22 protein-coding genes are annotated in these 24,825 nt (G+C 46.4%); 2 read left to right on the forward strand and 20 right to left on the reverse strand.

Going from position 1 to position 24,825, the window contains the following annotated elements; all coding sequences use genetic code 11:
* Positions 1-77: 77 nt before the first annotated feature.
* Genes ABGV42_RS11875 through ABGV42_RS11890 form a run of 4 tightly spaced genes read right to left on the reverse strand, consistent with a single transcriptional unit; the run spans position 78 to position 4,387 of the window.
* Positions 78-1,676 (reverse strand): ABC transporter substrate-binding protein, encoded by a 1,599-nt coding sequence (locus ABGV42_RS11875; RefSeq protein ID WP_347381830.1) that lies wholly within the window; start codon positions 1,674-1,676, stop codon positions 78-80.
* A 54-nt stretch (positions 1,677-1,730) separates the two neighbouring features.
* Positions 1,731-2,633 carry a carbohydrate ABC transporter permease gene (locus ABGV42_RS11880; RefSeq protein WP_239303138.1) on the reverse strand — a complete coding sequence of 301 codons (903 nt, stop codon included), beginning with the start codon at positions 2,631-2,633 and terminating at the stop codon, positions 1,731-1,733.
* Positions 2,634-2,651: 18 nt separating this feature from the next.
* Positions 2,652-3,611 (reverse strand): ABC transporter permease, encoded by a 960-nt coding sequence (locus ABGV42_RS11885; protein ID WP_347381831.1) that lies wholly within the window; start codon positions 3,609-3,611, stop codon positions 2,652-2,654.
* Between the two features lie 11 nt (positions 3,612-3,622).
* Positions 3,623-4,387 carry an alpha/beta hydrolase gene (locus tag ABGV42_RS11890; RefSeq protein ID WP_347381832.1) on the reverse strand — a complete coding sequence of 255 codons (765 nt, stop codon included), beginning with the start codon at positions 4,385-4,387 and terminating at the stop codon, positions 3,623-3,625.
* A gap of 465 nt (positions 4,388-4,852) precedes the next feature.
* Between ABGV42_RS11890 and ABGV42_RS11895 the strand changes: the two genes are divergently transcribed.
* The gene (locus ABGV42_RS11895) at positions 4,853-5,776 is read left to right on the forward strand and encodes a serine hydrolase domain-containing protein (protein WP_347381833.1); all 924 of its coding nucleotides are present in this window, start codon (positions 4,853-4,855) and stop codon (positions 5,774-5,776) included.
* 93 nt (positions 5,777-5,869) lie between these two features.
* Here ABGV42_RS11895 and ABGV42_RS11900 read toward each other — a convergent pair whose 3' ends face one another.
* The 16 genes from ABGV42_RS11900 to ABGV42_RS11975 all read right to left on the reverse strand — a co-directional run bounded on the left by ABGV42_RS11900 (position 5,870) and on the right by ABGV42_RS11975 (position 24,030).
* Complete coding sequence (locus ABGV42_RS11900; protein ID WP_024629045.1) at positions 5,870-6,124, reverse strand: AbrB/MazE/SpoVT family DNA-binding domain-containing protein; 255 nt, start codon at positions 6,122-6,124, stop codon at positions 5,870-5,872.
* A 171-nt stretch (positions 6,125-6,295) separates the two neighbouring features.
* Positions 6,296-6,760 carry a tRNA (uridine(34)/cytosine(34)/5-carboxymethylaminomethyluridine(34)-2'-O)-methyltransferase TrmL gene (gene trmL, locus ABGV42_RS11905; RefSeq protein ID WP_347381834.1) on the reverse strand — a complete coding sequence of 155 codons (465 nt, stop codon included), beginning with the start codon at positions 6,758-6,760 and terminating at the stop codon, positions 6,296-6,298.
* 137 nt (positions 6,761-6,897) lie between these two features.
* Positions 6,898-7,986 carry a 3-phosphoserine/phosphohydroxythreonine transaminase gene (serC, locus tag ABGV42_RS11910; RefSeq protein ID WP_347381835.1) on the reverse strand — a complete coding sequence of 363 codons (1,089 nt, stop codon included), beginning with the start codon at positions 7,984-7,986 and terminating at the stop codon, positions 6,898-6,900.
* 230 nt (positions 7,987-8,216) lie between these two features.
* Complete coding sequence (gene glnA, locus ABGV42_RS11915) at positions 8,217-9,641, reverse strand: type I glutamate--ammonia ligase (RefSeq protein ID WP_095288270.1); 1,425 nt, start codon at positions 9,639-9,641, stop codon at positions 8,217-8,219.
* Positions 9,642-10,044: 403 nt separating this feature from the next.
* Positions 10,045-11,109: a 3-deoxy-7-phosphoheptulonate synthase gene (aroF, locus tag ABGV42_RS11920; RefSeq protein ID WP_347381836.1), complete on the reverse strand. Its 1,065-nt coding sequence runs from the start codon at positions 11,107-11,109 to the stop codon at positions 10,045-10,047.
* A gap of 235 nt (positions 11,110-11,344) precedes the next feature.
* On the reverse strand, positions 11,345-12,298 hold the full coding sequence (locus ABGV42_RS11925) for a 4-hydroxy-3-methylbut-2-enyl diphosphate reductase (protein WP_347381837.1): 954 nt from the start codon (positions 12,296-12,298) through the stop codon (positions 11,345-11,347).
* 67 nt (positions 12,299-12,365) lie between these two features.
* On the reverse strand, positions 12,366-13,826 hold the full coding sequence (locus tag ABGV42_RS11930) for a sensor histidine kinase (protein WP_347381838.1): 1,461 nt from the start codon (positions 13,824-13,826) through the stop codon (positions 12,366-12,368).
* Position 13,827: 1 nt separating this feature from the next.
* Positions 13,828-14,517, reverse strand: a complete 690-nt coding sequence (locus ABGV42_RS11935) for a response regulator transcription factor (protein ID WP_347381839.1) — start codon at positions 14,515-14,517, stop codon at positions 13,828-13,830.
* A gap of 187 nt (positions 14,518-14,704) precedes the next feature.
* Entirely contained in the window at positions 14,705-16,384 is a 1,680-nt protein-coding gene (locus tag ABGV42_RS11940; protein ID WP_347381840.1) for a S1C family serine protease, read from the reverse strand.
* A 147-nt stretch (positions 16,385-16,531) separates the two neighbouring features.
* Complete coding sequence (locus ABGV42_RS11945) at positions 16,532-17,194, reverse strand: response regulator transcription factor (RefSeq protein ID WP_347381841.1); 663 nt, start codon at positions 17,192-17,194, stop codon at positions 16,532-16,534.
* Positions 17,191-18,228, reverse strand: coding sequence for a HAMP domain-containing sensor histidine kinase (locus ABGV42_RS11950; protein WP_347381842.1), 1,038 nt, complete (start codon positions 18,226-18,228; stop codon positions 17,191-17,193). Before ABGV42_RS11950 ends, ABGV42_RS11945 begins: the two co-directional genes overlap by 4 nt.
* Before the next feature lie 3 nt (positions 18,229-18,231).
* Positions 18,232-19,275, reverse strand: coding sequence for a cell wall-active antibiotics response protein LiaF (gene liaF, locus ABGV42_RS11955; protein ID WP_347381843.1), 1,044 nt, complete (start codon positions 19,273-19,275; stop codon positions 18,232-18,234).
* Between the two features lie 177 nt (positions 19,276-19,452).
* Positions 19,453-19,671 carry a hypothetical protein gene (locus tag ABGV42_RS11960; RefSeq protein ID WP_095288277.1) on the reverse strand — a complete coding sequence of 73 codons (219 nt, stop codon included), beginning with the start codon at positions 19,669-19,671 and terminating at the stop codon, positions 19,453-19,455.
* Positions 19,672-19,783: 112 nt separating this feature from the next.
* Positions 19,784-20,563 carry a 3D domain-containing protein gene (locus ABGV42_RS11965; RefSeq protein ID WP_347381844.1) on the reverse strand — a complete coding sequence of 260 codons (780 nt, stop codon included), beginning with the start codon at positions 20,561-20,563 and terminating at the stop codon, positions 19,784-19,786.
* Between the two features lie 158 nt (positions 20,564-20,721).
* Positions 20,722-22,659 (reverse strand): threonine--tRNA ligase, encoded by a 1,938-nt coding sequence (gene thrS / locus ABGV42_RS11970; protein ID WP_347381845.1) that lies wholly within the window; start codon positions 22,657-22,659, stop codon positions 20,722-20,724.
* A 417-nt stretch (positions 22,660-23,076) separates the two neighbouring features.
* Positions 23,077-24,030, reverse strand: a complete 954-nt coding sequence (locus ABGV42_RS11975) for a putative sporulation protein YtxC (protein WP_347381846.1) — start codon at positions 24,028-24,030, stop codon at positions 23,077-23,079.
* Between the two features lie 170 nt (positions 24,031-24,200).
* Between ABGV42_RS11975 and ABGV42_RS11980 the strand changes: the two genes are divergently transcribed.
* Complete coding sequence (locus tag ABGV42_RS11980; RefSeq protein WP_347381847.1) at positions 24,201-24,605, forward strand: hypothetical protein; 405 nt, start codon at positions 24,201-24,203, stop codon at positions 24,603-24,605.
* Positions 24,606-24,825 lie beyond the last annotated feature (220 nt).

Here is a 24,825-nt window from a genome sequence, read left to right on the forward strand (position 1 = left end):
AGAGACCGCGCACCGGGTTCAGAATGGTGGGCCGACAGAATATTCTGTCATGTCCCATCTTGCTAACTACTGAATGATTACTTGAATTCGTTGTTCAGTTCATCCAGATAAGGTTGAACCAGGGACATCTTGCTGTTCACCCATTCTTTCCAGTTAGCTTCAAGATCTCCACTTTTGAGGATCAGGTTGGCATATTCGTTCTGGTAGTCGAATGAAGCCTGGCTCTTAGCTTTGGAATCGTACAGGTTGATATCCCAGTCGTATGTTGCGAGCGATTGGCCTTCTGTACCGAGTTTTGCTTTTTCCTCGAACAGTTTCACGGCTCTATCACGGTAATCCTTTTTAATAGCAGGGTTTACAACACTGAAGTCGTCACCCAGAAGATACAGACCTTCGAAGCGTGCTGGGTATTTGTCTTCCAGAACTGTTCCTTCTGGCAACAAGCTAACCAGTTCGTTGTTTTCATCATATTTCCAGTCCGTTCCTTCGAAGCCCATGTTAATAAGCAGCTGTCCTTCTTTTGTCGCGGAGTAGTCGATCAGATCCATAATACGTTCAAATTTCTCGTCACTGATCTCAGGGTTGAAAATCAGCGCGGACCAGAAGTTTGCTTGCTCCAAGTTGCGGTATTTTCCGTCATCGCCAAGAACAATTGCAGTGTGTACCAGCTCATCACTATCTACACCAAGGTTCTTCCTCATATCGGTGTCCAAACCTTGTCTGTACGAAGCGAGTCCACCCAGACTTGTTACTGCAGCGGTGCCTGTTACTTTAAAGTTGTTTTGACCTTCATTGTTTTTCCATGTGTAGAACTCCGGATTGAGCAGTCCATCCTTATAGGCTTTCTGCATCAATTTCAGTCCTGTCAGCGTCTCAGGATCTGCTGGTCCCCAGTGGAACTGACCATCTTCACCTTTATAGAACGGAGCATCCGTCATGGCATGCACACTGTTCGGCATAATCATGTTTGTCATAGCGTCTGCCGCATTGTAGGACAGAGGTACAAGTTTGCTGCCTACTTTGCCTGGATCTTTTTCTTTCACCAGCGCAGCATATTCATTAATTTCTGATGTTGTATACGCATCTTTCAACTCGAAACCAACCGCTTCAGCCCAGTCCTTACGGAGAGCAATAACACCGATTTGGTTTGTGAGTGGATCAGCAGGTTTGTTCTCATAATAAATCGGTCTAGGCAAGAGATAAGTTCCACCTGTAAGTTCTTCCAACTTATCACCAAGTCCCGTCAAGTTGTAGGCTGCTGCTACGTTTGGCCAGCGTTCCTTCCAGTCATCCGGGAATTTGTAGAACAGTCCTTGATCGATATTGTTCAAGGCATCACCGTGAACATAGTTCCATACGGATACATCCGGCAAATCACCTGAGTTGATCCACAGGCGAAGCTTCTCGCCCCAGGAATCCCAATCAATATAGTTGTAATCCCAAGTTACATTGAATTTGTCTGTCCAGAATTTATGGAATTCATTATCCATGTTCCCGTTTTTCACTTCTGTCAGATTGGCTACGGAGATGGTCAGGTTATCTGTATAATTTCCCTCTGCATCCTTCTCGTTGCTACCTTCAGAACTTCCGCTGGAACAAGCTGTCACCACCAACATCAACAAACAGAGCGTGATGGCAAAAATGGATCTAACAGACAACTTTTTGTTCGTCTTCATGCTTTTACCCCCATGTTTTTAGTAGAATTTTAAGTCAAAATCCTATACGTATAATCAGGTCTTGATAGCCCCTGTTAATACCCCTTTGGCAAAATGTTTTTGCAGCATTGGGAAGAAACACATAATCGGTACCATAGTGACAAATACCGCCGCCATTTTCATCCCCATTGAGAAATTGCTGACTTGGGTTGCATCCACGCTGGAAGCATTGGAGGCATTGGTTTGCGATGTAGAAATAATCGTCCTAAGTACATTCTGCAGTGGTAACTGATCCGCCTTTCGCAGGAAGATCATCGCATCATACCAACTGTTCCAGTAAGCCACACCGTAGAACAGCGTGATCGTAGCAATAATCGGTGTAGCGAGTGGTAGAACGACGTTGAACAGTATTCTCCACTCTCCTGCACCATCCAGTCGCGCTGATTCCATTAGCGATTCCGGCAAAGTGTAGAAGTAGTTCATCATCAGGATCATGTTGAATGCACTGAAGCTTCCCGCCAGAATAACGGACCATAGCGACCCGGTCAGATGAAGGGATTTCATGATCAGGTAGAGTGGTACGATACCACCATTGAAGATCATGGTGAACAACACTAAGAAAAAGATAAATTTCTTAAACGGAAAATTGCTGCGACTTAGTCCATACGCCATGCTTGTAGTCAGGAACATGCTGAGAGGCAAGCCGATCACCAGCAGGATCAGTGTATTTTTGTACCCCGAAAGAATCGTTCCGTCCGCAAACAGCGCTTTATAGGAATCCAGAGTGAACTCTTTAGGAAACATCAACAATGGATTGTCGGCATATTCTTTTTGTGTTGCGAATGAAATCATGATGACATTCCAGAACGGAATCAGAATCATCAGGGCAAGCACAAGTAAGATGGCGAAGATAACGTAATCAAGAAGCGTCATTCGTTCTGTACCAATCTTCGACTTTTTGGTAGCATTCTTGCTCATTTCATTTTTCCTCCTTTCTTATCGGAACAATCCGTCTCCGCCAAGCAGCTTCGCAAATCTGTCAGCGAGTAGCAGCAAGACCATATTCACAAGGGAACGGAACAAGCTGACCGCTGTCGAGAAGGAGAAGTCGGTTGATGATTGGAACGTAATCCGATAAATGTATACATCGAGTACTTCCGATACATTTTTGGTTGCGGCATTTGCCAAGTTGAAGATCTGATCGAATCCGGATGACATCAATCCGCCGACAGACAGGATAAACATAACGGTGATGGTCGGTAGGATGTTCGGCAGCGTAATGCGGAACATTTGCTGCAAACGTGATGCTCCGTCGATCTGTGCAGATTCGTATTGATCCTGATCGATACCCGAGATCGCAGCGAGGAAGATGATGGCACTCCAGCCGCTTGATTTCCAGATATCTGTTAACAGAAGCATCGGTACAAAGTTGGATTCGGAACCCAGGAAGTTAATCGTTGGCAATCCAAGCAATGCAAGCGTGCTATTCACCAATCCGTCATAAGCCAGTACATTGATGACAACCCCGGATACGATAATCCACGAAAGGAAGTGAGGGAATGTAAGAACCGTTTGGAACCACTTTTTCCCTCTGCGCATACGCAGTTCGTTCAGTAACAGGGCCAATATAATCGGGAATGGGAATTGGATAATCAGCTTCAAAATGTTGATATACAATGTCCGCCATACCGCGTCGATAAACGTCGGATCCCGGAAAACGTATTTGAAGTTCTCAAATCCGCTCCATGGGCTTCCCCAGATCCCCAGGTTCGCTTTGTAATCCTTAAATGCCAGAGATAGACCGCCCATTGGCATGTAAGCAAACAGGATTAGCCAGACAAGCCCCGGAATAAGCAGGGTGTACGTCATTCTGTGCTTCCAGATTTCACTCCAAAGCGAATTCCCTTTCAAGTTTCCCTTCAGCTTTTTGCTAGGTCCTTCGGCTGCAGGTTTCAATTTGCATCTCCTCACTCTACTTTGGTCTTGTCGTTATACAGAAAATCAAACATGGTTCTCAGGTGCTGCTCCCAAAATCTCCATTCATGTGCTCCAGGAGATTCGACATACCGGAAATGATACGCAGTTCCCTGCATGTACTCGGCGAACCTACGGTTCATTTCAATAAATGGATCACTTTCACCGCAGCAGCTCAGCACATCCGGTAAAGGCCGGCCCTCTTGCAACAATTTGGCTGACAGTGCGTAGATGTCCTGGTCGGGCTTTACCTGTAACCGTTCTCCAAAAACCGCTTTCATTTCCTTGATCATGCCTGGTGGCATATGGGGATCATGAAGCCGTGTCTGAATGTCGGTTACTCCGGATAAGGAAGCCACCTTGCGATAACGTTCGGGATAAGTCAGTGCACATTTCAAAGCACCGTATCCACCCATGGACAACCCCGCAATGTAAGTCTTCTCGGGATCCGTATTCAGGTTGAGCTGACGTCTGCAAAACTCAGGCAACTCCTGAGTAATGTAATGGAAGTAATTCAGGCCGTATTCCATATCGGTATAGTAGCTTCGGTTTGCCTCCGGCATGATGATGGTACAGCCATATTGTGCAGCGTACATTTCGATTGTAGTCAATCGTTGCCATGTACTCGCATTATCGCCTGCCCCATGCAGCAGATATAGCGTACCGCCTGAAGTCTCTCCGGAGTCACTGGACACTACATGTATGCTTGTGTTCATGCATAATGTAGGCGATCCGGTTTCGATCGTGATGTGCGCCATATGGGACCCCTTTCATCATCAGTTGATGCCTGTACTCTCTCTACTCTCGCTATTCTGCGACGACTTCTTGCCGTTCCCCCATTACCTACTAGGTTATCGAAACGATTTTCTCGAATCGTTTCAAAACATAGCTAACGTTGATTCACATGGACTTAAAAACAGCACTTTTTACTTGGAAGCGATTTCTTCGAATCGTTTCGAATAAATCATAATCCCGATGAGTAAATCCTGTCAATAACCTTTTTACAAATTTCGCGTTATTTTCTCAAAAAACTTCTTTTCCAAGTGTAAATTTGCGTCAAAAGGCACTTTATTTGTGAAAATATAACCTTTTGGTAACCGTTTGCACATCTTTCATTGACATCACTTTCGGATTGTACTAACATAAATCCTAATTTTGGTTCCAGATTACGGAAACGTTTCACCAACTCAAAAATGTCGTCTTTTTATGGAAAGGATGTTAATATGTCCAGCATCGTTAATAGCTTTGTTCATCATATCGAGGCACAGCAATTAAACGTATTGTCCGTCCGTGTGCTGAAGCATGGAGAAACACGTGGAGTGTGGGACCGTACTGAGGATACACGGCGCTTACAGCATTCGATCAGTAAATCGTTTACCTGTATGGCTGTAGGATTGGCACTTGAAGAAGGAATATTTACACTCGAATCCCAACTGGGAGAATACTTCACATGGCCAACACCTGCTTCGGACCTAACGGCCTTCCCTCCTGCGAATCTCACGCTGTATGATCTACTGCGGATGTCCTCAGGGCATGATGTTCCCGTACTCTGGGCGGAGGAACGGGCCACTCTTGCGGAAAAGGATTGGGCTAAATATTACATGTCACTTCCACTCGACAGAATCCCTGGCGAAGCATTTACATACAGCAGTGCCGATACTTTTATGATCTCGGCCATGTTTCAAGCAGCCTCAGGTCAGACCGTAAAAGATTATCTAATTCCCAGGCTGTTTGAACCGCTGGAGATTTTCGACGTGGAATGGGAAACCTCTCCCCTGGGCATTACATTAGGCTGTGCGGGCTTACAGCTTACGAATGAGGAATTAGGCCGATTCGGACAGTTCTTGCTTCAGAAGGGCAATTGGAAAGGCACTCAGCTGGTTCCTGCGAAATGGATAGACCTTGCAACAACTCGCCAGATCGCGACGCCGGGTGAAGGCGATTGGGGACAAGGATACGGTTATCAATTTTGGCTGTGTTCTCACAACGCATTCCGCGCCGACGGGGCTTATGGTCAACTATGCGTGGTTCTACCGGAATTGGATGCAGTGGTTGCCGTCAGTAGTGACGAATTGAACATGCAGGCCATTTTGGACCTGATATGGTCGGATATACTTCCCCATCTTGAAAGTAACCCATCAAGCTAGTTCATATGGTTGTAAGCTAATTGTATGAAGCCAAAAACATATCAAAAAAAAGAAGTATCATGTCTTTATCAGTCATGATACTTCTTTTTTTGCTTACCCGTGCTGTGGGAGCTGGGTCATCTCATCTAGACATTGTGCGCATATGTAACGCTCTTTGAATTCATTGACTTCTTCCATCGATCCGCAGAAAATACATTTTGGACGGTATCTCTCCAGAATGATATGGTCCCCTTGTACTAAGATCTCTACAGGATCTCCCTCATTCATTTGATACCTTTTACGCAAAGATTTAGGCAATACGATCCTACCCAATTGGTCAACTTTGCGAACTACTCCAGCTGGCTTCATAGCTACGGCACACCTCTCCTATCTTACTCTAAATTTCTAGGTACAATTGTACTATGTTTAAAGATTCGCCAAGATTTTGTCGAATCCTGCTGGAAATAAACATTTTTTGTCCTTTTTTTTGAAAAATGTTTTTTTAGCGAATTCTAACAAGCACTTATACGCGAGTCGAGATCAATCCAAGCCCGGGAAATTCAACTGTCGTAAAGCTTCATATACGATAATTGCCGCCGAATTGGACAAGTTTAATGAACGCACATCACCTGTCATGGGCATTCTCATACACGTTTCCGGATTGGCAGCAATTAATTCAGGAGGTAGTCCTTTGGTCTCTTTGCCAAAAACCAAAAAATCTTCATCCTGGAATGTAAAATCGCTATAGCGGTTCTTCGCCTTCGTGGTTGCGTAAAAAAAGCGACCCTCCGGATACTTTTCCTGAACCTCAGCAAATGAATCATGATATTCAATGTGAACTGCATGCCAGTAATCCAGGCCAGCCCGTTTCAAGGTAGCATCATCCGTCCGGAACCCGAGTGGCCGAACCAAGTGCAGATGCGTACCCGTAGCCGCGCAGGTACGAGAAATATTGCCGGTATTTGCGGGGATCTCCGGTTCAACCAGAACGATATGCAAAGCCATATGTGTTCAATCTCCTTTAAGTTCATGTATCTGTTGCAATCCTCTAATTCTAAAGAAAAGCCTCCCACACGTCAATGTGGAAGGCTCTGGAAGGGCTGGATCGGAACGATAAGGCCCGTCATCCATTCCCCTATGATTTATCCATTTGTCTTCTGAAAGTGGCTCATAAAGTCGGTGAGGGCTTTAACACTCTCGTAAGGAGCTGCATTGTAGATGGAAGCACGAAGACCTCCGACACTGCGGTGTCCTTTCAATCCTACGAACCCTTCCTGTTCGGAAGCTTTGATGAATTGTTTCTCCAATTCTTCCGAAGCAAGACGGAACGTCACGTTCATCAGGGAACGGTCTGCTGCATCGACACAGCCACGGTAGAAGCCGCCTGAGGAATCAATTGTGTTATAGAGCAATTCTGCTTTCTTGATGTTCTTTTGTTCGATCCCTTTCAGTCCACCTTGTTCTTCAATCCATTTCAAAACTTCATTTACCATGTAAACAGAGAAAGAAGGCGGGGTATTATATAGGGAATTGTTTTCGGTATGTGTACTGTAACGAAGCATCGTTGGGATCGTTTTTGGTGATTCGCTTACGAGCTCCTCCCGAGCAATTACCACTGTAATTCCAGATGGTCCAAGGTTTTTCTGCGCACCTGCATAAATCATGCCAAACTGATTAAGATCGAATGGTTTACAGAAAATATCACTCGACATGTCAGCAATTAGCGGTACAGATCCCGTATCCGGGAAAGACTTGAACTGCGTACCCTCGATCGTTTCATTGGATGTCAGATGTACATAAGCTGTACGGTCAGGCAAACTCAGATTCGATACATCAGGCAATTTCATGTATTTGTCAGCCTCGGAAGAAGCTGCAACGTGGGTTTCACCAATCAGCTTCGCTTCAGACAACGCCTTTTTGGCCCAGCTGCCTGTCATGACATAACTTGCGGTTTGATCTGCCCCTAGCAGGTTCATTGGCAGCATGGCGAACTGGGTGCTTGCTCCGCCCTGAAGAAACAGAACCTTGTATCCCTTCGGATTACCTAAGAGCGACAACAAACGCTCCTGTGCTTCATTATGTACGGACTCGTACACTGCCCCACGGTGAGACATCTCCATAATCGACATGCCCGTATTACGAAAATCAACAAATTCTGCTTGCGCACGCTCCAAAACCTCTAGTGGCAGTGCCGCTGGTCCTGCATTAAAATTATACGCTCTCTTTGTCATTTTTCCCCCGCCCTTTCCATCCGTAGCTTACATGTGAAGTGAATATTATCGCTATGATATCAGTATTCCCTATCCGCATCAAGGGCAATAAGCACTGAAGCTAGCAATTAGGGTCATCAAAATACTTTATCACCCTGCAAAGTTAACGTACTGCATCGTCTATTCATGGAAAAGCCTCCGAGAGCGAGTCCCGGAGGCTTAAATTGTAGGTACAGAATGTTTCGACTGGATTAGCAGTCGAAGTAGAGGCTGTATTCGTGCGGATGAATGCGGATCGCTACTGCTTTTGCTTCATCGCGTTTGAGGTTGATGTAGTTCTCGATGAATTCTTTAGTGAATACGCCGCCTTCAGTCAAGAACTCATTGTCTGCTGCCAGAGCATCAAGCGCCTCTTCCAGGGAAGCTGGAACGCTGCGGATATTTTCTTTGTCAGCATCTGACAAATCATAGATGTTCTTGTCGAGTGGACCGTAACCAAGCTCAGTTGGGTTGATTTTGCGTTTGATTCCGTCCAGACCCGCCATCAGCATTGCGGAGAATGCCAGGTAAGGGTTAGCTGTGGAGTCAGGAGTACGGAACTCGATACGACAACCTTTAGGTGTCACGGCTGCAACCGGGATCCGTACTGCTGCAGAGCGGTTACCTTTGGAGTAAACCAGGTTTACCGGTGCTTCGTAACCAGGTACAAGACGTTTGAATGAGTTTGTACTTGGGTTCGTCAATGCGATCAAAGCTGGTGCGTGATACAGAATTCCTCCGATGTAGTGCAGTGCCATTTCGCTCAGGTTTGCATATCCCGCTTTGTCGTAGAACAATGGGGAATCGCCATCGAAGATCGATTGGTGAACGTGCATTCCGCTACCATTATCACCGAACAATGGTTTCGGCATGAATGTGGCTACCTTGCCATATTGACGTGCAGTGTTATGCACGATGTATTTGTATACAAGCAGGTTATCTGCTGTTTTCTTCAACGTATCAAAACGGAAGTTGATTTCAGCTTGACCGGCAGTTGCCACTTCGTGGTGATGACGCTCGATCGACAGGCCAGCTTCTTCCAACAGACGACACATTTCACTACGGATATCTTGTTGAGTATCCACCGGTGCTACAGGTACATATCCGCCTTTTGTGCGAACTTTGAAGCCCAGGTTGCCGCCTTCTTCCTTGCGGTTCGTGTTCCATGATGCTTCTTCGGAATCAACGTAGTAAGAAGAGCTGTTCGTGCCGCTCTCATAACGTACATCGTCGAAGATGAAGAATTCGGACTCAGGTGCGAAGAATGCTGCTGTACCTACACCGCTCTCTTTCAGGAAAGCTTCGGCTTTAACAGCGATGCTGCGTGGGTCACGCTCATAGCGCTCGCCATCTGGTGTAAAGATATCACACATAACATTCAATGTAGGGTGTGCAGTGAACGGATCGACATAAGTCGCTTCAGGATCTGGCATCATAACCATATCGGACTCTTCGATTCCACGGAAACCTTGGATAGAAGAACCGTCAAAAGCTACTCCATTTACGAACGTGTCTGCATCAACAGCCGAAGCTGGCAACGAGATGTGATGTGCACGACCAGCTAAATCTACAAAACGAAAATCTACCCACTCGATGTTGTTCTCTTGAATTGATTTCAATACGTTTTCAACCGACATGTATTCGTCCTCCCAAATATTCCGAACAATAAACAACCCCACGAAAGAAAATGTCCATATTCGAATTTTTTTCTGTCGTCATTATAAATTCTTAAACATGACATCGTCAATACTTATGTAAGGTATTTTTTGCGACTATGTTAGCTATACTTACATTTTATAAATCTGCTAATTTCACTTAACAAGGGATTAAGAACATATTTAACCGAGTTAATGCGGTAAAGTAACCATAATAACATCCTAAAAAATGGAAAAAACATTACATCATAAATGTTTCTTATCACTATTGATTAATAAATGCATTCAATACCCACTTGATATGAAAAACCGGACATCCCCCCTGCTTCATTCTCAAGAACGAAACAAGGGAAATGTCCGATTGTGTTGGGATTGTGTATATGATTTATACGCCTACTCTTGCCGGGAAGAATTCAGCAGGTTGTTTGGCTGTATTAAACGTTTTGCCCACGATTGGAGCGAGTTTCTCCAGATCCTGCAGCAAGTTTGCGAATTGGTCAGGGAACAGGGATTGCACCCCGTCGCCTGTCATGGAGTTGTCTGGATCTGTGTGCATCTCGATAATCAAGCCATTGGCACCAGCAGCAACGGAAGCTTTCGTCATCGGTTCTACCAGCTCACGACGTCCTGTACCATGGCTTGGATCGGAAATGACAGGGAGATGACTAAGAGACTGCAGCACAGGAATCGCCGACAGGTCGAGCGTATTGCGAGTATAGGATTCAAACGTACGAATGCCACGCTCACAGAGCATTACATTAGGGTTACCTCCAGCAAGGATGTACTCAGCCGCGTTCAGCAGCTCATCGTACGTCGCACTGAAGCCGCGTTTCAGCAATACCGGTTTACCGCATTCACCCAGCTTACGCAGCAAATCGAAGTTTTGCATGTTCCGGGTACCGACTTGCAGAATATCCGCGTACTCCGCGCAAATATCAACGTATTCCGGAGTCATTACTTCTGTGATGGTCAGCAGATCATGTTTCTTGCCAGCTTCAGCCATCATGATGAGCCCTTCTACACCTGTCCCCTGGAAGCTGTATGGACCTGTACGAGGTTTAAATGCACCACCGCGCAGAACCTGACCACCAGCTGCTTTCACAAGACCTGCAATTTCGTCAATTTGGGCAGCAGATTCAACCGCACAGGGTCCGCCCATAACGACGAGTTCTTTTCCGCCGATATCGACTCCCTTAATAGAAATGATGGTATCTTCGGGATGGAAGTCACGGCTGGCCAGTTTGTAGGACTTCGAGATTCTTACGACATTCTCTACGCCCTTCATTTGACGAAGGTGCTCCTGCATTTTGGGTTCCACTTTACCAATCAATCCGATAATGGTACGATCCTCCCCGCGAGAGATATGCACCTGAAGCCCTTCCTTTTCAATCACAGCGACGATATCCTGAATCTGTTCCTCTGGTGTTGCTTTACCTGCAATAACGATCATAATAATTTCCCATCCTTCCTTGTATAAGAGCACCTAACTGTTTCGATGTGCGTCTGATTATAACTTAAAGTTCTGTCACGCTTAAACGCTTGTTCGCTTTTAAGCTTTTATCCGCTAAAGTAAATATATCATAGTCTGCCTTTCATGTCAAGGTGACTACGGGTCCTCTTCATACAAAAAAATCCTGCGCTGCAAACCCAAATTCGGGACTGCAACACAGGATTTCTCGTATTTGTTAAGTTGTGCGGGTCTTCTCCCGCACTGGCGGCAGCAGCTTGCTCATGTTGACCGTACGCTTAATTTCCCACGTCTCCGGTTGATCATGCTCATATTGCTCCAGATAACGGATAACTTCCTTCGTAATTGGTGTCGGCGTCGAAGCACCTGAAGTTACAGCTACCTTGTTTACACCTTTCAGCCATTCCTGCTTGATCTCGGACACATCCGATACGCGGTAGGCCGTTACACCCGCAATCTCTTCCGATACTTGTGCAAGCCGGTTCGAGTTGTTGCTGCGCGGGTCACCCACAACGATAACCAGATCAGCCTGACCTGCCTGCTCAGCCACAGCTTCCTGACGAACCTGTGTAGCTAGACATATTTCGTTATGAATTTCAGCACCAGGATATTTCTCCAGAAGACGGCTCATGATGTGTTTGATGTCCCACTGGCTCATGGTTGTCTGATTGGTAATGAGAATTCTGCCAGATGGCACATTCAGTGCATCAATTTCTTCTTCCTTCTCAATCAGGTGCACCTGGTCAGGCGCTACCCCAACAGCACCCTCGGGTTCAGGATGATTCTTTTTGCCGATATAGATGATCTGATAACCTTCAGCCGTCTTCTCCCGAATAAGGTCATGGGTCTTGGTTACATCCGGACATGTTGCGTCCACTGTAGTCAGCCCTTTGTCCCGTGCCATCTTGCGCACCTCAGGAGATACACCGTGGGCCGTAAAGATGACCGTACCGCTCTCCACCTGACTCAAGATTTCAATCCGGTTCGGACCATCCAGTGTAATGATTCCCTCATCTTCAAAGGAATCCGTCACATGTTTGTTATGCACAATCATACCCAATATATATATAGGCCGTGGTAAATCAAGATTACGTGCTGCCTGACGTGCCAATACCATGGCATCCACAACTCCGTAACAATACCCTCGCGGCGAAATTCGCAGTACTTCCACTTGGTTGCCACCCGCTTTCTTTTTCGGCATCGCTGCCGATGTAATTGCAGTCCAGTCTATTATACCTTTATTCGATAGGTGGAGCAAAGACAACCGGCATCCAGACGATGAAAGTCGTTCCTTCACCGCGTCTGGTCACGACCTCAACGGAGCCCATATGCTCCTCAATAATCCATTTAGCAATGGATAACCCCAGTCCGATACCCGGTGTAGCGCCGCGGGATTCATCCGCACGATAAAAACGATCGAAGATAAACGGTACCTCATCCTTATCCATCCCGATTCCTGTATCACTGATCCGGAGGCCAACCTGGCCTTTGTATAGGATGGCATCAAGCGTTACCGAACCGTCCGGCGTGTATTTAAATGCATTTTCAATGAAAATAAAGAGCATCTGCTGAAGATAGTCTTTGCTGCCGTTCACATAAATCCCATTCAAAATCGATAAATCGCCAACCCGCCATTCCGCCTGGTGATCCAGGAAATGCGCCCTGCGTGCCACCTCTTGCACCAAAATTTGCAGCGGAATCGGATTCAATTCTATTTTCTGTCCCGTATCGGCCCTTGCCAGTGACAGCATGTCGCTAATCAACCTGCTCATGCGTTTGCCTTCATCCGCCATGTCTTCAATTGCTTCAAGCGACATCTCCTTGACGGTCTCCTCATCCAGATTCGGTCGATCGTTGCCCTCCTGATCCCATAACTTTTTCAGGAAATCCACATTCCCCCGAATGGTAGTGAGCGGTGTACGCAGCTCATGGGAGGCATCCGACACAAATCTGCGCTGAGCAGCATTCGTTTCTTCCAAGCCGCGGAAAGACAGTTCTGTCCGCTCGAGCATGTTATTCACCGTTTCAATTAGACGGCCAATTTCGTCTTTGGGACCGGTATACTGTATCCGGACACTCAGGTCATCGCCGGACTGAATCTGATTGGCTGCATCAATGACATTGACGAGTGGACGCATCGATTTGCGGGCAAGAATGAGACCTGAAGTAATCGCCAGCGCCATAGCTACAAGCCAGCCAAAGACCAAAATGTTAAGCAGTGCCTCCAGTAATCGTTCCTGTGAACTCACATTGGCGCCGACCTGAAGAAGCCCTCTGATTTCATTGGTTCCCTGGAGAGACAGGGGCTGCTGATTGACTAAGAATGGAGTCCCATTCACGTATATCTTGGATATCCCGCGTTTTTCCAATATTTCATTCGTTTTCAAAACAGGGAATTGGATGCGAACCTTCTCCATGTTCCCAGAGATTTTGCCGGACTGGCTCTGGTAATCCCAGAGTTGAATATAAATTTGAGCTTCCTGCAGCTGACTCTCGGTAAATGGGTCCAGATCAAGCGTTTGAGATAGCGGGTTAACCCCGATCTGGTCCGTAATTCGTGCACTCTTCGACTTTAGCTGCTGTTCGACTTCCTGATACGTATTGAAATATACAAAGGCATAGATTACGACACCCCAAAAAATAAGCACAGCTGCCAAGATGCCAGAATACCATGCGGTTAGTTTTAACCGAATGGACATATCAGGAGTCACCTCTCAAAATATAACCCGCTCCACGAATCGTCTGGATTAAACGTTTACCTCCATGCTCTTCCGTTTTTTGCCGGAGCATCGCTATATATACTTCCAGTACGTTTGATTCTCCGCTATAGTCATAACCCCAGATTTTATCCATGATCAGATCACGGGAGAGTACTCTTTTCGGATTTTGCATAAATAAATTCAATAGCTCGAATTCCTTGGCTGTCAGCTCAAGACGTTTGCCGTCACGCAGCACTTCGCGAGAGTCATTGTCCAATATAATGTCTTCATAGACAAGCCGATTATCCGGCGTTTCCGCAATGTCCGATTTACGGCGTAACAAGGCGCGGACACGTGCCAGCAATTCTTCAAGTGCGAAGGGCTTCACCAGATAATCATCCGCTCCTGTATCTAGTCCGGTCACCCGGCTCTGAACCTCATCCTTCGCAGTTAACATGAGCACAGGTACTTTGCTTCCTGCTTCCCTTAAGCGGCGACACACTTCGAAACCATCGATCTGGGGCATCATGACATCCAGTACCACCACATCTGGTTCCTTATCCATCAATTTACTGAGACCCTCAGCCCCATTGGCGGCTGTCTGCACCTCATAACCTTCAAATGCCAGCCCCCGGCGGAGCATGGACACGATTTTTTCATCATCATCCACAATCAAAATAGTTGAGCGCATGGTCTTTCTCCTTTATTCTCACGTTTTAATTTCATTGTAACAGGCAGAAGCACAATCTGCATCTTGGCAGCTTTTTTCGTCTCTTCGAGCTATCCCTGGCATTTATGATCATACCTACTTTGGGACAAAAAAAGCGAAAGGGCCCTCAAACCCTTCCGCTCTTCTGAACCTCGAACTACCATTTTAGTTATGGTTGTGTTTGTTGCTGTTGATCAGATGTTTGTGAAGTATCATAGTCGTTTTTGTTACCGATTTTAATTTTGATATCCATCTTCTTGCCATCCCGTACCACATTCAATGTAACTTCGCTGCCGATTTCCTGAGTTTTGATGAAATCAATCAGGTCTTGGCTTGTGCTGTACGGCGTTCCATTTGCACCCGTGATGATATCATAGGCACGCAGATCGGCTTGATAAGCTGGAGACTGGTAGATGGTGCTGGCTACGACAGAACCTTCAGTAATATCGGTTCCCATTTGTTTCGCCACTTCAGGCGTCAGTGCCATTAGAGATGCACCAATGAACGGTACCGGCTCTTTTGGAACCTCTTTGTTTTCTTTCAGATATTTCACGGCATCCGAGATAACGCTCGAAGGAATCGCAAATCCAATACCTTGCGCGTCAGCGCTAACGGCTACGTTCATACCAATGACTTCACCATTAAGGTTAAGCAATGGGCCACCAGAGTTACCCGGGTTAATCGATGCATCGGTTTGCAGCAGGTGGCTGTATTCACGGGTTTTGCCTGTTTCTTCGTCCGGGATGCTGATTGTACGTTCTTTGGCGCTCAGAACACCGGCAGTTACGGTGTGCTCGAAGCCTTCAGGGTTACCAATGGCAACGAGCCATTCACCAACTTGCGTGCTGTTCGAGTCGCCAAGTGGAGCAACAGGGAAATCATCGTCACCGCTGTTTTTTTCGATTTTCAATACGGCAAGGTCAAGATCGAAGCTGCTTCCCAGCAGTTTGGCTTCGTAAGGTTTGCTGTTGTTCTCCAATGTAACCTGAATGACATCTGCACCTTGAATAACGTGCTGGTTTGTCAGGATATATCCTTCTTTGTCAAAAACAAATCCGGAACCAATGCCGAGCGGAACAAGTTGATTGCTTCCCTGCTGCTGCTGCTGCTGCTGGCCTTGGTTGCTATCCATTCCACCGTTACTTCCGTTACCGAAGAAGTATTGATAGAGTGGATCACTCATTGTGGATCCACCTTGACTTCCACTACGTGTGGACTGGGTAGCCAAAGTTTCAATTTTGACAACCGCAGGACTTGTGCTCGTCACTACAGAAGAGACATCCTCTTTACCTGTTGGAAGAAGTGATGCAGTCACATTGTTGCTGCTGCCTGTATTCGTAGAAGTGGATTCCTGACTTGTGCTCTGATTCTTTGCACTTGTTAAGGCTTCTTGCGGAGTAAACAGGTTCGTGCGATCTGCCGTGTACATCAATACCGTAATGACCAGCATCCCTGCAATAAAGGAAAACAATAGTGATCTGATCGAGGAGCGCGGCTTACGGTTATTGTAATTCCAGTTTCCATTTCCGTTTTTGCCACCATTTCCGCCATCTCCACCGTTCCCGGTACCGCTGCTTCCGTTGCTGCGGCCCGCCTGTTCAGAAGATCCGTTGTTGTAGTACATCGGAAGCGGCTTGACAGGCTCCGGTCTCGTAATCTGTACATTGCCTTCTTCACGGTCGCTATGATTCACATGACTGCTTGCTGTATCTTCCTGATTCACGGACTGAAAAGGTCCATAAGAATAATAATAAGAGGATTCGTCTGTTCCGGATGTATTGCGGTTATCCGCTTGCTTTGTTTGGTCTTCCTCGTCTTGACGGTTCGGTCTGTAATTACGTTCGTCCATGCTTTCTACCTCCCAATCTCTTCTTCGCAAGAGATATTCTTTAACTGTCCTTATTTTGTACTTTAAACCTTAACCGTACCTTAAAAACAATTAAAAAGGAGATAAAAGCACGCAATTATAGAACATTTTTCCCGTTAAATCAGCATTTTAATCCTTCTTCTTCACCCAACCTTGACGATGAGCATAAATGGCCAGTTGTGTACGATCATCCAATTCACACTTCATTAGCAGGTTGCTTACATGTGTTTTGACGGTTTTGATACTAATATGTAGTTCTTCTCCAATATCTTTGTTGGTTTTGCCTTCTGCAATGAGTAAAAGGACTTCCTTCTCCCGTTCGGTCAGACCGGATTCGTTCTCTCTCGCCGTGCGCTGCCTGATTCCCCGGGTTAACGCCTGGGACACATCTCCTGTCATGACAGGCATTCCCCGATAGGCTCCCTGAAGAGCATAGATTAATTCTTCAGCAGATACAGTCTTCAATACATAGCTGACGGCTCCCGCTTCAATGGCCTGCACCACCAGATCATCCTCGAGAAAACTGGTAAGCATCACTATTTTGGATCCCGGAAATTCACTCATGATGGCTTGCGTAGCCTCAGCACCGTTCATGACAGGCATCATCAGATCCATCAATATAAGATCAGGCATCTCACTCTGATCCAGCTTGCGCAGCTGGTTCAGCGCATCCTGTCCATTTCCCGCTTCTCCCATGACATGAAATGTCGGCTCAAGCATCAGGTACGTTTTTAAGCCCATTCTCACCATATCATGATCGTCCACAATCATTACATTCACTTTTCCGTTCATTCCGTTTCCCCCTCTGGTTCATCTGGGAATTTCGGGATAAGCACCCGTACTGTCGTTCCCGCTCCCGGTTTCGAAATAATCTGGACATCTCCGCCAAGCTTTTCTGCCCGTTCACGCATGGTGGACAATCCATAGGACCCTGGTCGCTCAACTTGCTGCATGAAGCCCTGACCGTCATCGCTTATGCTCATGCTGATCTGATGCTCGCTCTCCCGTATGGACAGACTGACAAGACCAGCCTCCGCATGCTTCACCACATTGGCAACGGCCTCCTGAATAACAAGAAACAGCTGGTGCTCGATGGCATCCGAGACACCGCCATCCAGTTCCAGCTCTTTTACTCCCTTTAATCCATTCTGTCTGCAATAATCCGGAAACCATCGATCCAGTGCCTCAGCCAGATCCCTGCCCTCAAGCTCCACCGGACGAAGCTGTGCAATGAGACCGCGCATCTGTCGTTGTGCGACATGCGACATCTGGATTAATTGCTCCAGTACCTTATGTCCATGTTCCGGATTCATTTCCAGCAGTCGTGGCAAGGAGGACGCTGACATATGAATGGCGAACAACTGCTGGCTGACCGTATCATGCAGGTCCCTCGCCATCCGTCTGCGTTCTTCAAGAACGGCCCTTTCGGAAGCCTGTTCTTTTTCGATGACTTCCTGCTCACCAAGGCGCTGAAGCAGTCTCATTTTTTTCTCGATCGAATCCATCATTACGTTAAACTCCTGGTATACCCGGCCGAACGAGGCATCATCTGCTTCAGGCATGCGAACGGCTAGGTTCCCCTTGGATACTTTCAGCATATTCAGATCCAGAAGATCGATTTTGCGCTGAAGCCGCAGTGCAGCAATATATCCAGTAACCACAGTCGCCAGCACGACGACAGCAACATACGTCCAAGCACGCTGCCGTCCTGTTCCCATCAGCACCTCTCCATACAGCAAGTAGAACCCGCCCAGTGTAATCAGCCCCGTCAGGGCAAAATACATCATCAGTTCCCACTTGTTGGCTTTGAGAATCGTTCGAATCATGCGTTAACCCACCTTATTTACTTTGACGTCTCCGATAAATACACTTACTACGATCCGCACCTTTTTTCCTGCTTCGCGGTAATGGGAAGTTTCAGCCTGCGCGCTGCTGAGAAATCCACCCCGTTTTTGGTTCAGCAGAGACATATCTCCGATAAACGAGTTAGTCGTGACGGTAACTCCCAGATCCATGTCTGCCGGTACAAATACCTTAACATCCCCAATAAAAGAAGAAATGTTGATTTTGGTCTCGCCATAAGGGATTTGTGCTTTCGTCAAGTCTATAACCGTATCACCGATAAACGCCGAGATATTCATTGGTTTAAGGGAAAACACTTCCTGTCCCATGTAGAGATCACCAATAAAAGCTGATTTGTTAATGGTATTTCTGCTGCCGTAATCTTCATATTCACTACCGTATCCGCCATCATTATAGTGCTTTCCATACCCGTTACCATCTGGACCATGAGAATGATGTTTTTTCTTATGATGATGTCCCTGATGCTGATGCCCCTGATGCGTTTCACCTTGAGCCCCTGTATAGAAAGGACCGGAATGATCGTCTTTTGGTTCCGGTTCAGGTTTACCAAACGTCTTTTCGAATTGTTCATCAAAAGAAGAAGGCATTTCCAAATCCTCGGAAGACAAAGGTTGATAAGGTTCGGGCGGCGGAGGTGGCTGCATTTGGTCTTGATGTTTGCGATCACGGCGACGAGGCCCGATCAGGACAAACAGTCCACCGCCAATCAACATGATTGGAATGAGATAACGAATGAACTCACCCATGGAATAGTCAATCCAGCCGAGATTTCGTGACAGGAAGTATCCGCCTATAGCCAGTACAATGACAGGTCCGATCATGGCGTAACCACCATTGCGACGAATTTCGGTCACTCCTTTGACGCCCCACCAGATTAAAAACAGCGGCCAATATGTTCTGAATATATATCCTATATCAATGTCATAACCCAATTGCCGAAATAAAATGATCGCACCAACAGCAATCAGCGGTATGCCAACCCACCAGCGGTCTCGCATAGATCGTTTCATCGCTCATGTCTCCTTCGTCTGTATTCTGTATCCAGTGTACCTCAGACAAGAGTTGGTTAACAGCGGCGGCAGATGGAATTCGTCTCGGTCTCGAGACTGAGGCGGGAGGATATTTATGTAAGATCCCAAAAATCAAAACACCCTGGAGCATTTGCCCCAGGGTGCATGAATCTTTATTTATTTTTGAAATTTGCCTGCGCGGCCTACTTGGCCTGTTTGTCCAGTGTTTTCTACACCGAACTCTGCATTGTATTTTTCATCAGGTGTTTGGAAATTTTCCTGTACTTTGTTTTGCTCGGATTGTTTCACTTTGCTTGCCGCAGTTTCTTGCCCAAACTCTGCATTGTACTTCTCGTTTGGCGTTTGATACCCTTGTCCTTGTGTTCTTTTAGCCACAACGAATCACCTCTCTCTTCATATTTACGCTGCACTGCTGCTGCGCGGGGTTCGTCCCCAGTCAGTATTATGTGAAGAGAGTACTTCAGTTATTCATCCTTAACATTCCAAATTAAACGGCCTTGTCTAACCATGAATCTGGCACGGATTTGTACACATCGATGGCTTCAGACAACTCGTCCAGCATCTTTTCCGTACACTTTCCATCACCTTGTTTGATCACCTGTACCTCGACGTCCTTCTTGCCCCATTCCTTATAAACTTGCTTCGTTGTCGGAAAATAAAGATCGATTTTATTACCCTTGATAGCTGAACCTGTGTCCGCAACGATGCCGTAACCGTACCCGGGAATATAGAGAATAGAACCAAGAGGAAATAATTTGGGATCAGCAGCGATGGTTGACACCGTCTCCTTATCTCTTCGTACCTTCACTCCAGAGTAAGTAATACCATATTGAGGATGCTTCGGACCTTTTCCGGTTGATTCTACACCCGCCGTGTAACCTGTCGCGGTCACCTTTTGCGTGCCCAGCACCTGTTCCGAGCGTGGTGCCATCACCGGCATGGATGGGTCCAGCGCGAGCTGCTTGCCAGGAACATCAGGCTTAGGAATGACAATGGGCTGTGGAGACCACAATAATGCCATATAGACCATCGTCGTGACCTGTGCCTGATCACTGTATTTATAATCATGGATCGACACCTTGGGCTGGATTCCAACTTGCTGCGCTGCTGCCTGATCCTGCCTCTTGGTTACATGCAGCACCGCATTTTCCTCTTCGAATGTATAAGCCTCTGCCTGATTCCAAGTCAAGACCAACCCGATTGATATGGCAATGCTCGAAATGAGAACCCGTAATTGTTTTGTTTTCATTGCATTTTGCTTTTTCATTTTAAAACCTCCCCCTTACTGCAAAGGTTTTCCAAAAAGCAAAATGGTTATACATGCTCCTACTCCGGTGTATCCCATTACATAGATAGCAAAAAAAACCGTCCAGAGGACATGGTTTAGGGGCCATGCTCCAGACGGTCTTTCATCACTGCGTAATATTATATGGATCTTGTGCTAATTTCTTCTTTTAATTGAGCCACGATTTCAGACACAGGTTTCATGCCGAGATCGCCTTCTCCGCGTTTACGCACGGACACGGATTCAGCACTGCGTTCATTTTCACCAACGACAAACATATATGGCATTTTTTCAAGCTGTGCCTCACGGATTTTATATCCAAGCTTCTCGTTGCGCAAGTCAGCCTCCGCAGAAATTCCCGCGCGCTTCAGTTTTGCTTCCACTTCACGTGCGTACTCGTCGAAGTTTCCGGATACTGGAATGACTTTTGCTTGAACAGGAGAGAGCCACAGTGGGAATGCGCCCGCAAAGTTTTCCAGCAAGAATGCAGTGAAGCGTTCCATCGTACTGATTACGCCGCGGTGAATAACGACCGGACGATGTTTCTGTCCGTCATCTCCAACATATTCCAGTTCGAAGCGTTCTGGCAGCAGGAAGTCCAGTTGTACAGTAGACAACGTTTCTTCCTTGCCCAGTGCTGTTTTGATCTGCACGTCCAGTTTCGGACCATAGAACGCCGCTTCACCTTCTGCTTCATAGAAAGGCAAATTGAGTTCTTCCACAACTTCACGCAGCATGCGTTGGGACATTTCCCACATCTCATCGTTTTGGAAGTATTTCTCGGTATCCTGCGGATCACGGTAAGACAGACGGAAGCGATATTCATGAATACCAAAATCCTTGTAAACCGTTTGGATCAATTCAATAACACGAGCGAACTCTTCCTTGATCTGATCCGGACGACAGAAAATGTGTGAGTCGTTTAGGGTCATCGCGCGAACGCGGTGCAGCCCTGTCAGAGCACCCGACATCTCGTATCGGTGCATCATGCCGAGCTCAGCAATCCGAATCGGCAGGTCACGGTAGCTGTGCATGCTGGACTTGTACACCATCATATGGTGCGGACAGTTCATTGGACGAAGAACGAGTTCCTCGTTATCCATAACCATTTTCGGGAACATGTCCTCTTGATAGTGCTCCCAGTGTCCAGACGTTTTGTACAATTCCACATTACCTAGAACCGGAGTATACACGTGCTGGTATCCAAGGCTTTCTTCCAAATCCACAATGTAACGTTCCAACGTACGACGCAGTTTGGCACCGTTTGGCAGCCAGATTGGCAGACCTTGTCCAACCAGTTGGGAGAACGTGAACATCTCAAGTTCTTTACCCAGCTTACGGTGATCCCGTTTACGTGCTTCCTCAAGGAAGTGCAGGTGCTCATCAAGCTGAGCCTTTTTCACAAAAGCCGTACCGTAGATACGCTGCAGCATTTTATTTTTGCTGTCCCCACGCCAGTATGCACCAGCAACATTCATCAGTTTGAACACTTTGATTTTGCCTGTGGAAGGTACGTGTGGCCCACGGCACAGATCGAAGAACTCGCCCTGCTCATAAATAGTGATAACACTTTCTTCCGGCAAATCACGAATCAATTCGAGTTTGTAAGGATCGCCCACTTCTTCAAACGTTTTGATTGCTTCAGCGCGGCTAACTTCCTTGCGTACAATCGGCAAGTTTTCACTAACAATCCGTTCCATTTCCTTCTCGATCTTTTGCAGATCTTCCGGGTTAAGTGGATGCTCCAGATCCATATCATAGTAGAATCCATCTTCGATAACAGGTCCAACACCCAGGTGAACCTCTTTGCTGCCGTATAGACGCTTCACAGCCTGAGCGAGCAAGTGAGCTGTACTGTGACGCATAACTTCAAGTCCGTCTGGTGAATCGAAAGTCACGATCTCTACCAAAGCTCCCTCATGAAGTTGTGTCGACAAGTCCACTACGATTCCATCCAATTTGCCTGCTACGGCATTTTTGCGCAATCCGCTGCTAATGGATGCTGCTACGTCCTCAATGCTGCTGCCATCGGCATACTCACGTACCGAACCATCCGGTAGTTTAATGTTAACTGCCATTTGTCTCATTCCTCCTGTAAATGTAACCTTGTCCATCAATATCATGGACTGATGATCTATTGCTGTTCCTGCTGATTGGCAAAGAACGCAAAAAACACCCGTCCCGGCAAAGGGACGAGTGTTGTATACTCGTGGTTCCACCCTAGTTCAGCTGTTTCATTCTATAATTGAAAGTACAGCCCTCATTGGCATGACGATAACGGGCATGACCCGGCATATCCTTACTCACGGAAATATCGATCCATCTCCGTTTTCAAAACTGCAGCTACAAAGGGGTAAACCAAACGTGGCATCCGGAGGAAATTTCAGCCTGGTTCCCTCTCTCTGCACCGACCGAGCGTATGGTCCTTGTCTTTGTCAACGCTTTTGCTTAATTAGTAGAGTTCATCCATAAAAACATGTTCATTAATTCATGGATCAACAGTTATTATAATTGCCGAGATCACTTGCGTCAAGGCCTGACAATAAGCCTGAACGAAGCACTTCACACTCCGGGCAATGATGGCATAATTGCACCTTGTCCTCGAAGATTTGGCGAATCGTCGATATAATCGGCAGATCGGGTGTGTTCGTATGCAGCATCACTTTTTCGGGAGATATCGATATAAGTGTGCTTACAATCATGTCTTCAATATCCATTTCCAGTTCGAGACCCGGCATCTCCACGACGACTTGCTCATCTTTTTGCACAGGCAGCAGGTTCAGCCCCGCATCAAGCACCTGAAATTCATGCGAGCCTTTGTGTACCAGATGGACTAGAGGTACTTTGGCCTCCTGAAAGAACACAAAGTACTTTAGCAGTCCCATGAACTCTTCGTATTGACGATCCATCCAGAACTCATCCAGTGCATATTCCACCAGTTCGTGCAGTTCCTGTTTGTATTGCTTCATTCGAAAATGGAGAATGCCTTCAAGGTGAAAGAAATGAACCTCCTCCAGATCATGTCTAAGACCATTTGCGAGTGTTAAACGCCGTTTTTCTCGAAGTCCCGGCTGATCCAGATCACCGTTGAATAACAAGGGCATGCAGATCCGGTTCACCTTCTCCACTTCATATTCGTCCATAACGGAACAAGCCTTGGAAATCATGTTTTCTACAATGGAGCGCTCCCGGGTATCCATAATAAAATCAGCCAGTCCTTTGGCAAGCAAATCACTGATTTGAGGCAGCCACTGCTGAAAGTCCACATGATTTTCATTCCCTCGGCAGACCCAGGCTGCTTTACCGTCATTATGTTTGAAGGTGAGCCGGAAACCTCTTTTGCTTATATGTAAACCTTTGGTTTTCTCTTTGATGCAGCGATAAAATTGATCTGCTTCCTCCTGCCCTGACACATCGGTCCATACGGCGAACAGCTCCACAAGAATCACTCCTTTCCTTCTGTTCAAAGTATATGGCAAGGCCGATGGGTATATACGAAGCGGATTGATGGAAAGCGTGTCATCATTTCTCAGTATATTTGTAAAGGGTTTGGAGTTCCGGCAAAAATGTGTTATTATTTTGATAACAGTATGTTTCACGGAAAAGGGGGGAAGCCAAAATGAGACAACAACCAAGAATGCTCCGCAGTGTTTTCATCATCATTTTGTGTTTGTTCCAAGCGTTGTGCTTCCCGATTCCGATGCAGACAGAATCCGCTGTTGGCGTATCCGTTGATGCCACTTCCAACAAGGAAGTGTTATTGCAAATACCCGAGACTCAGCAAAAACCTGCTATCCGCAAATACTCGCAAGTCATGGTCAAGCTGATTGCAGTGACAAATAACAAGCCTGTATTTCTGGTGCTTGCCTTATTGCTGATGCTGCGAATTCCTACTCCGCGTCTGCCCTTTAAACCGTTGATTTGTCTGTTTAAGCGCAGATTATTTCTGCTACCCATTAAATTCACCAGCATGTATTTGTCCCTCGCCCCTACTGCACCAAGATACGTAAACGTCCTTCGCTAGGCGTTGCACCGTATGTTTGGTTGCCATGCATAGAGACACCTCTGTCCAATAGACGGTGTACTTGTGCATAACTTATAACCCTTTAAGCAAACGTAAGATAACGACAAGTGAATAAGTGTAACGATGTTGTATTTGTTATATCCAATTTTGTTCAAAATTCAATGCATACGGCTGTGTGTCAGGAGTACCTGGCTCTGTTTGCCCGCATCATTTAATGTTC

Source organism: Paenibacillus pabuli, assembly GCF_039831995.1.
GTDB classification, from domain to species: Bacteria; Bacillota; Bacilli; order Paenibacillales; family Paenibacillaceae; genus Paenibacillus; species Paenibacillus pabuli_C.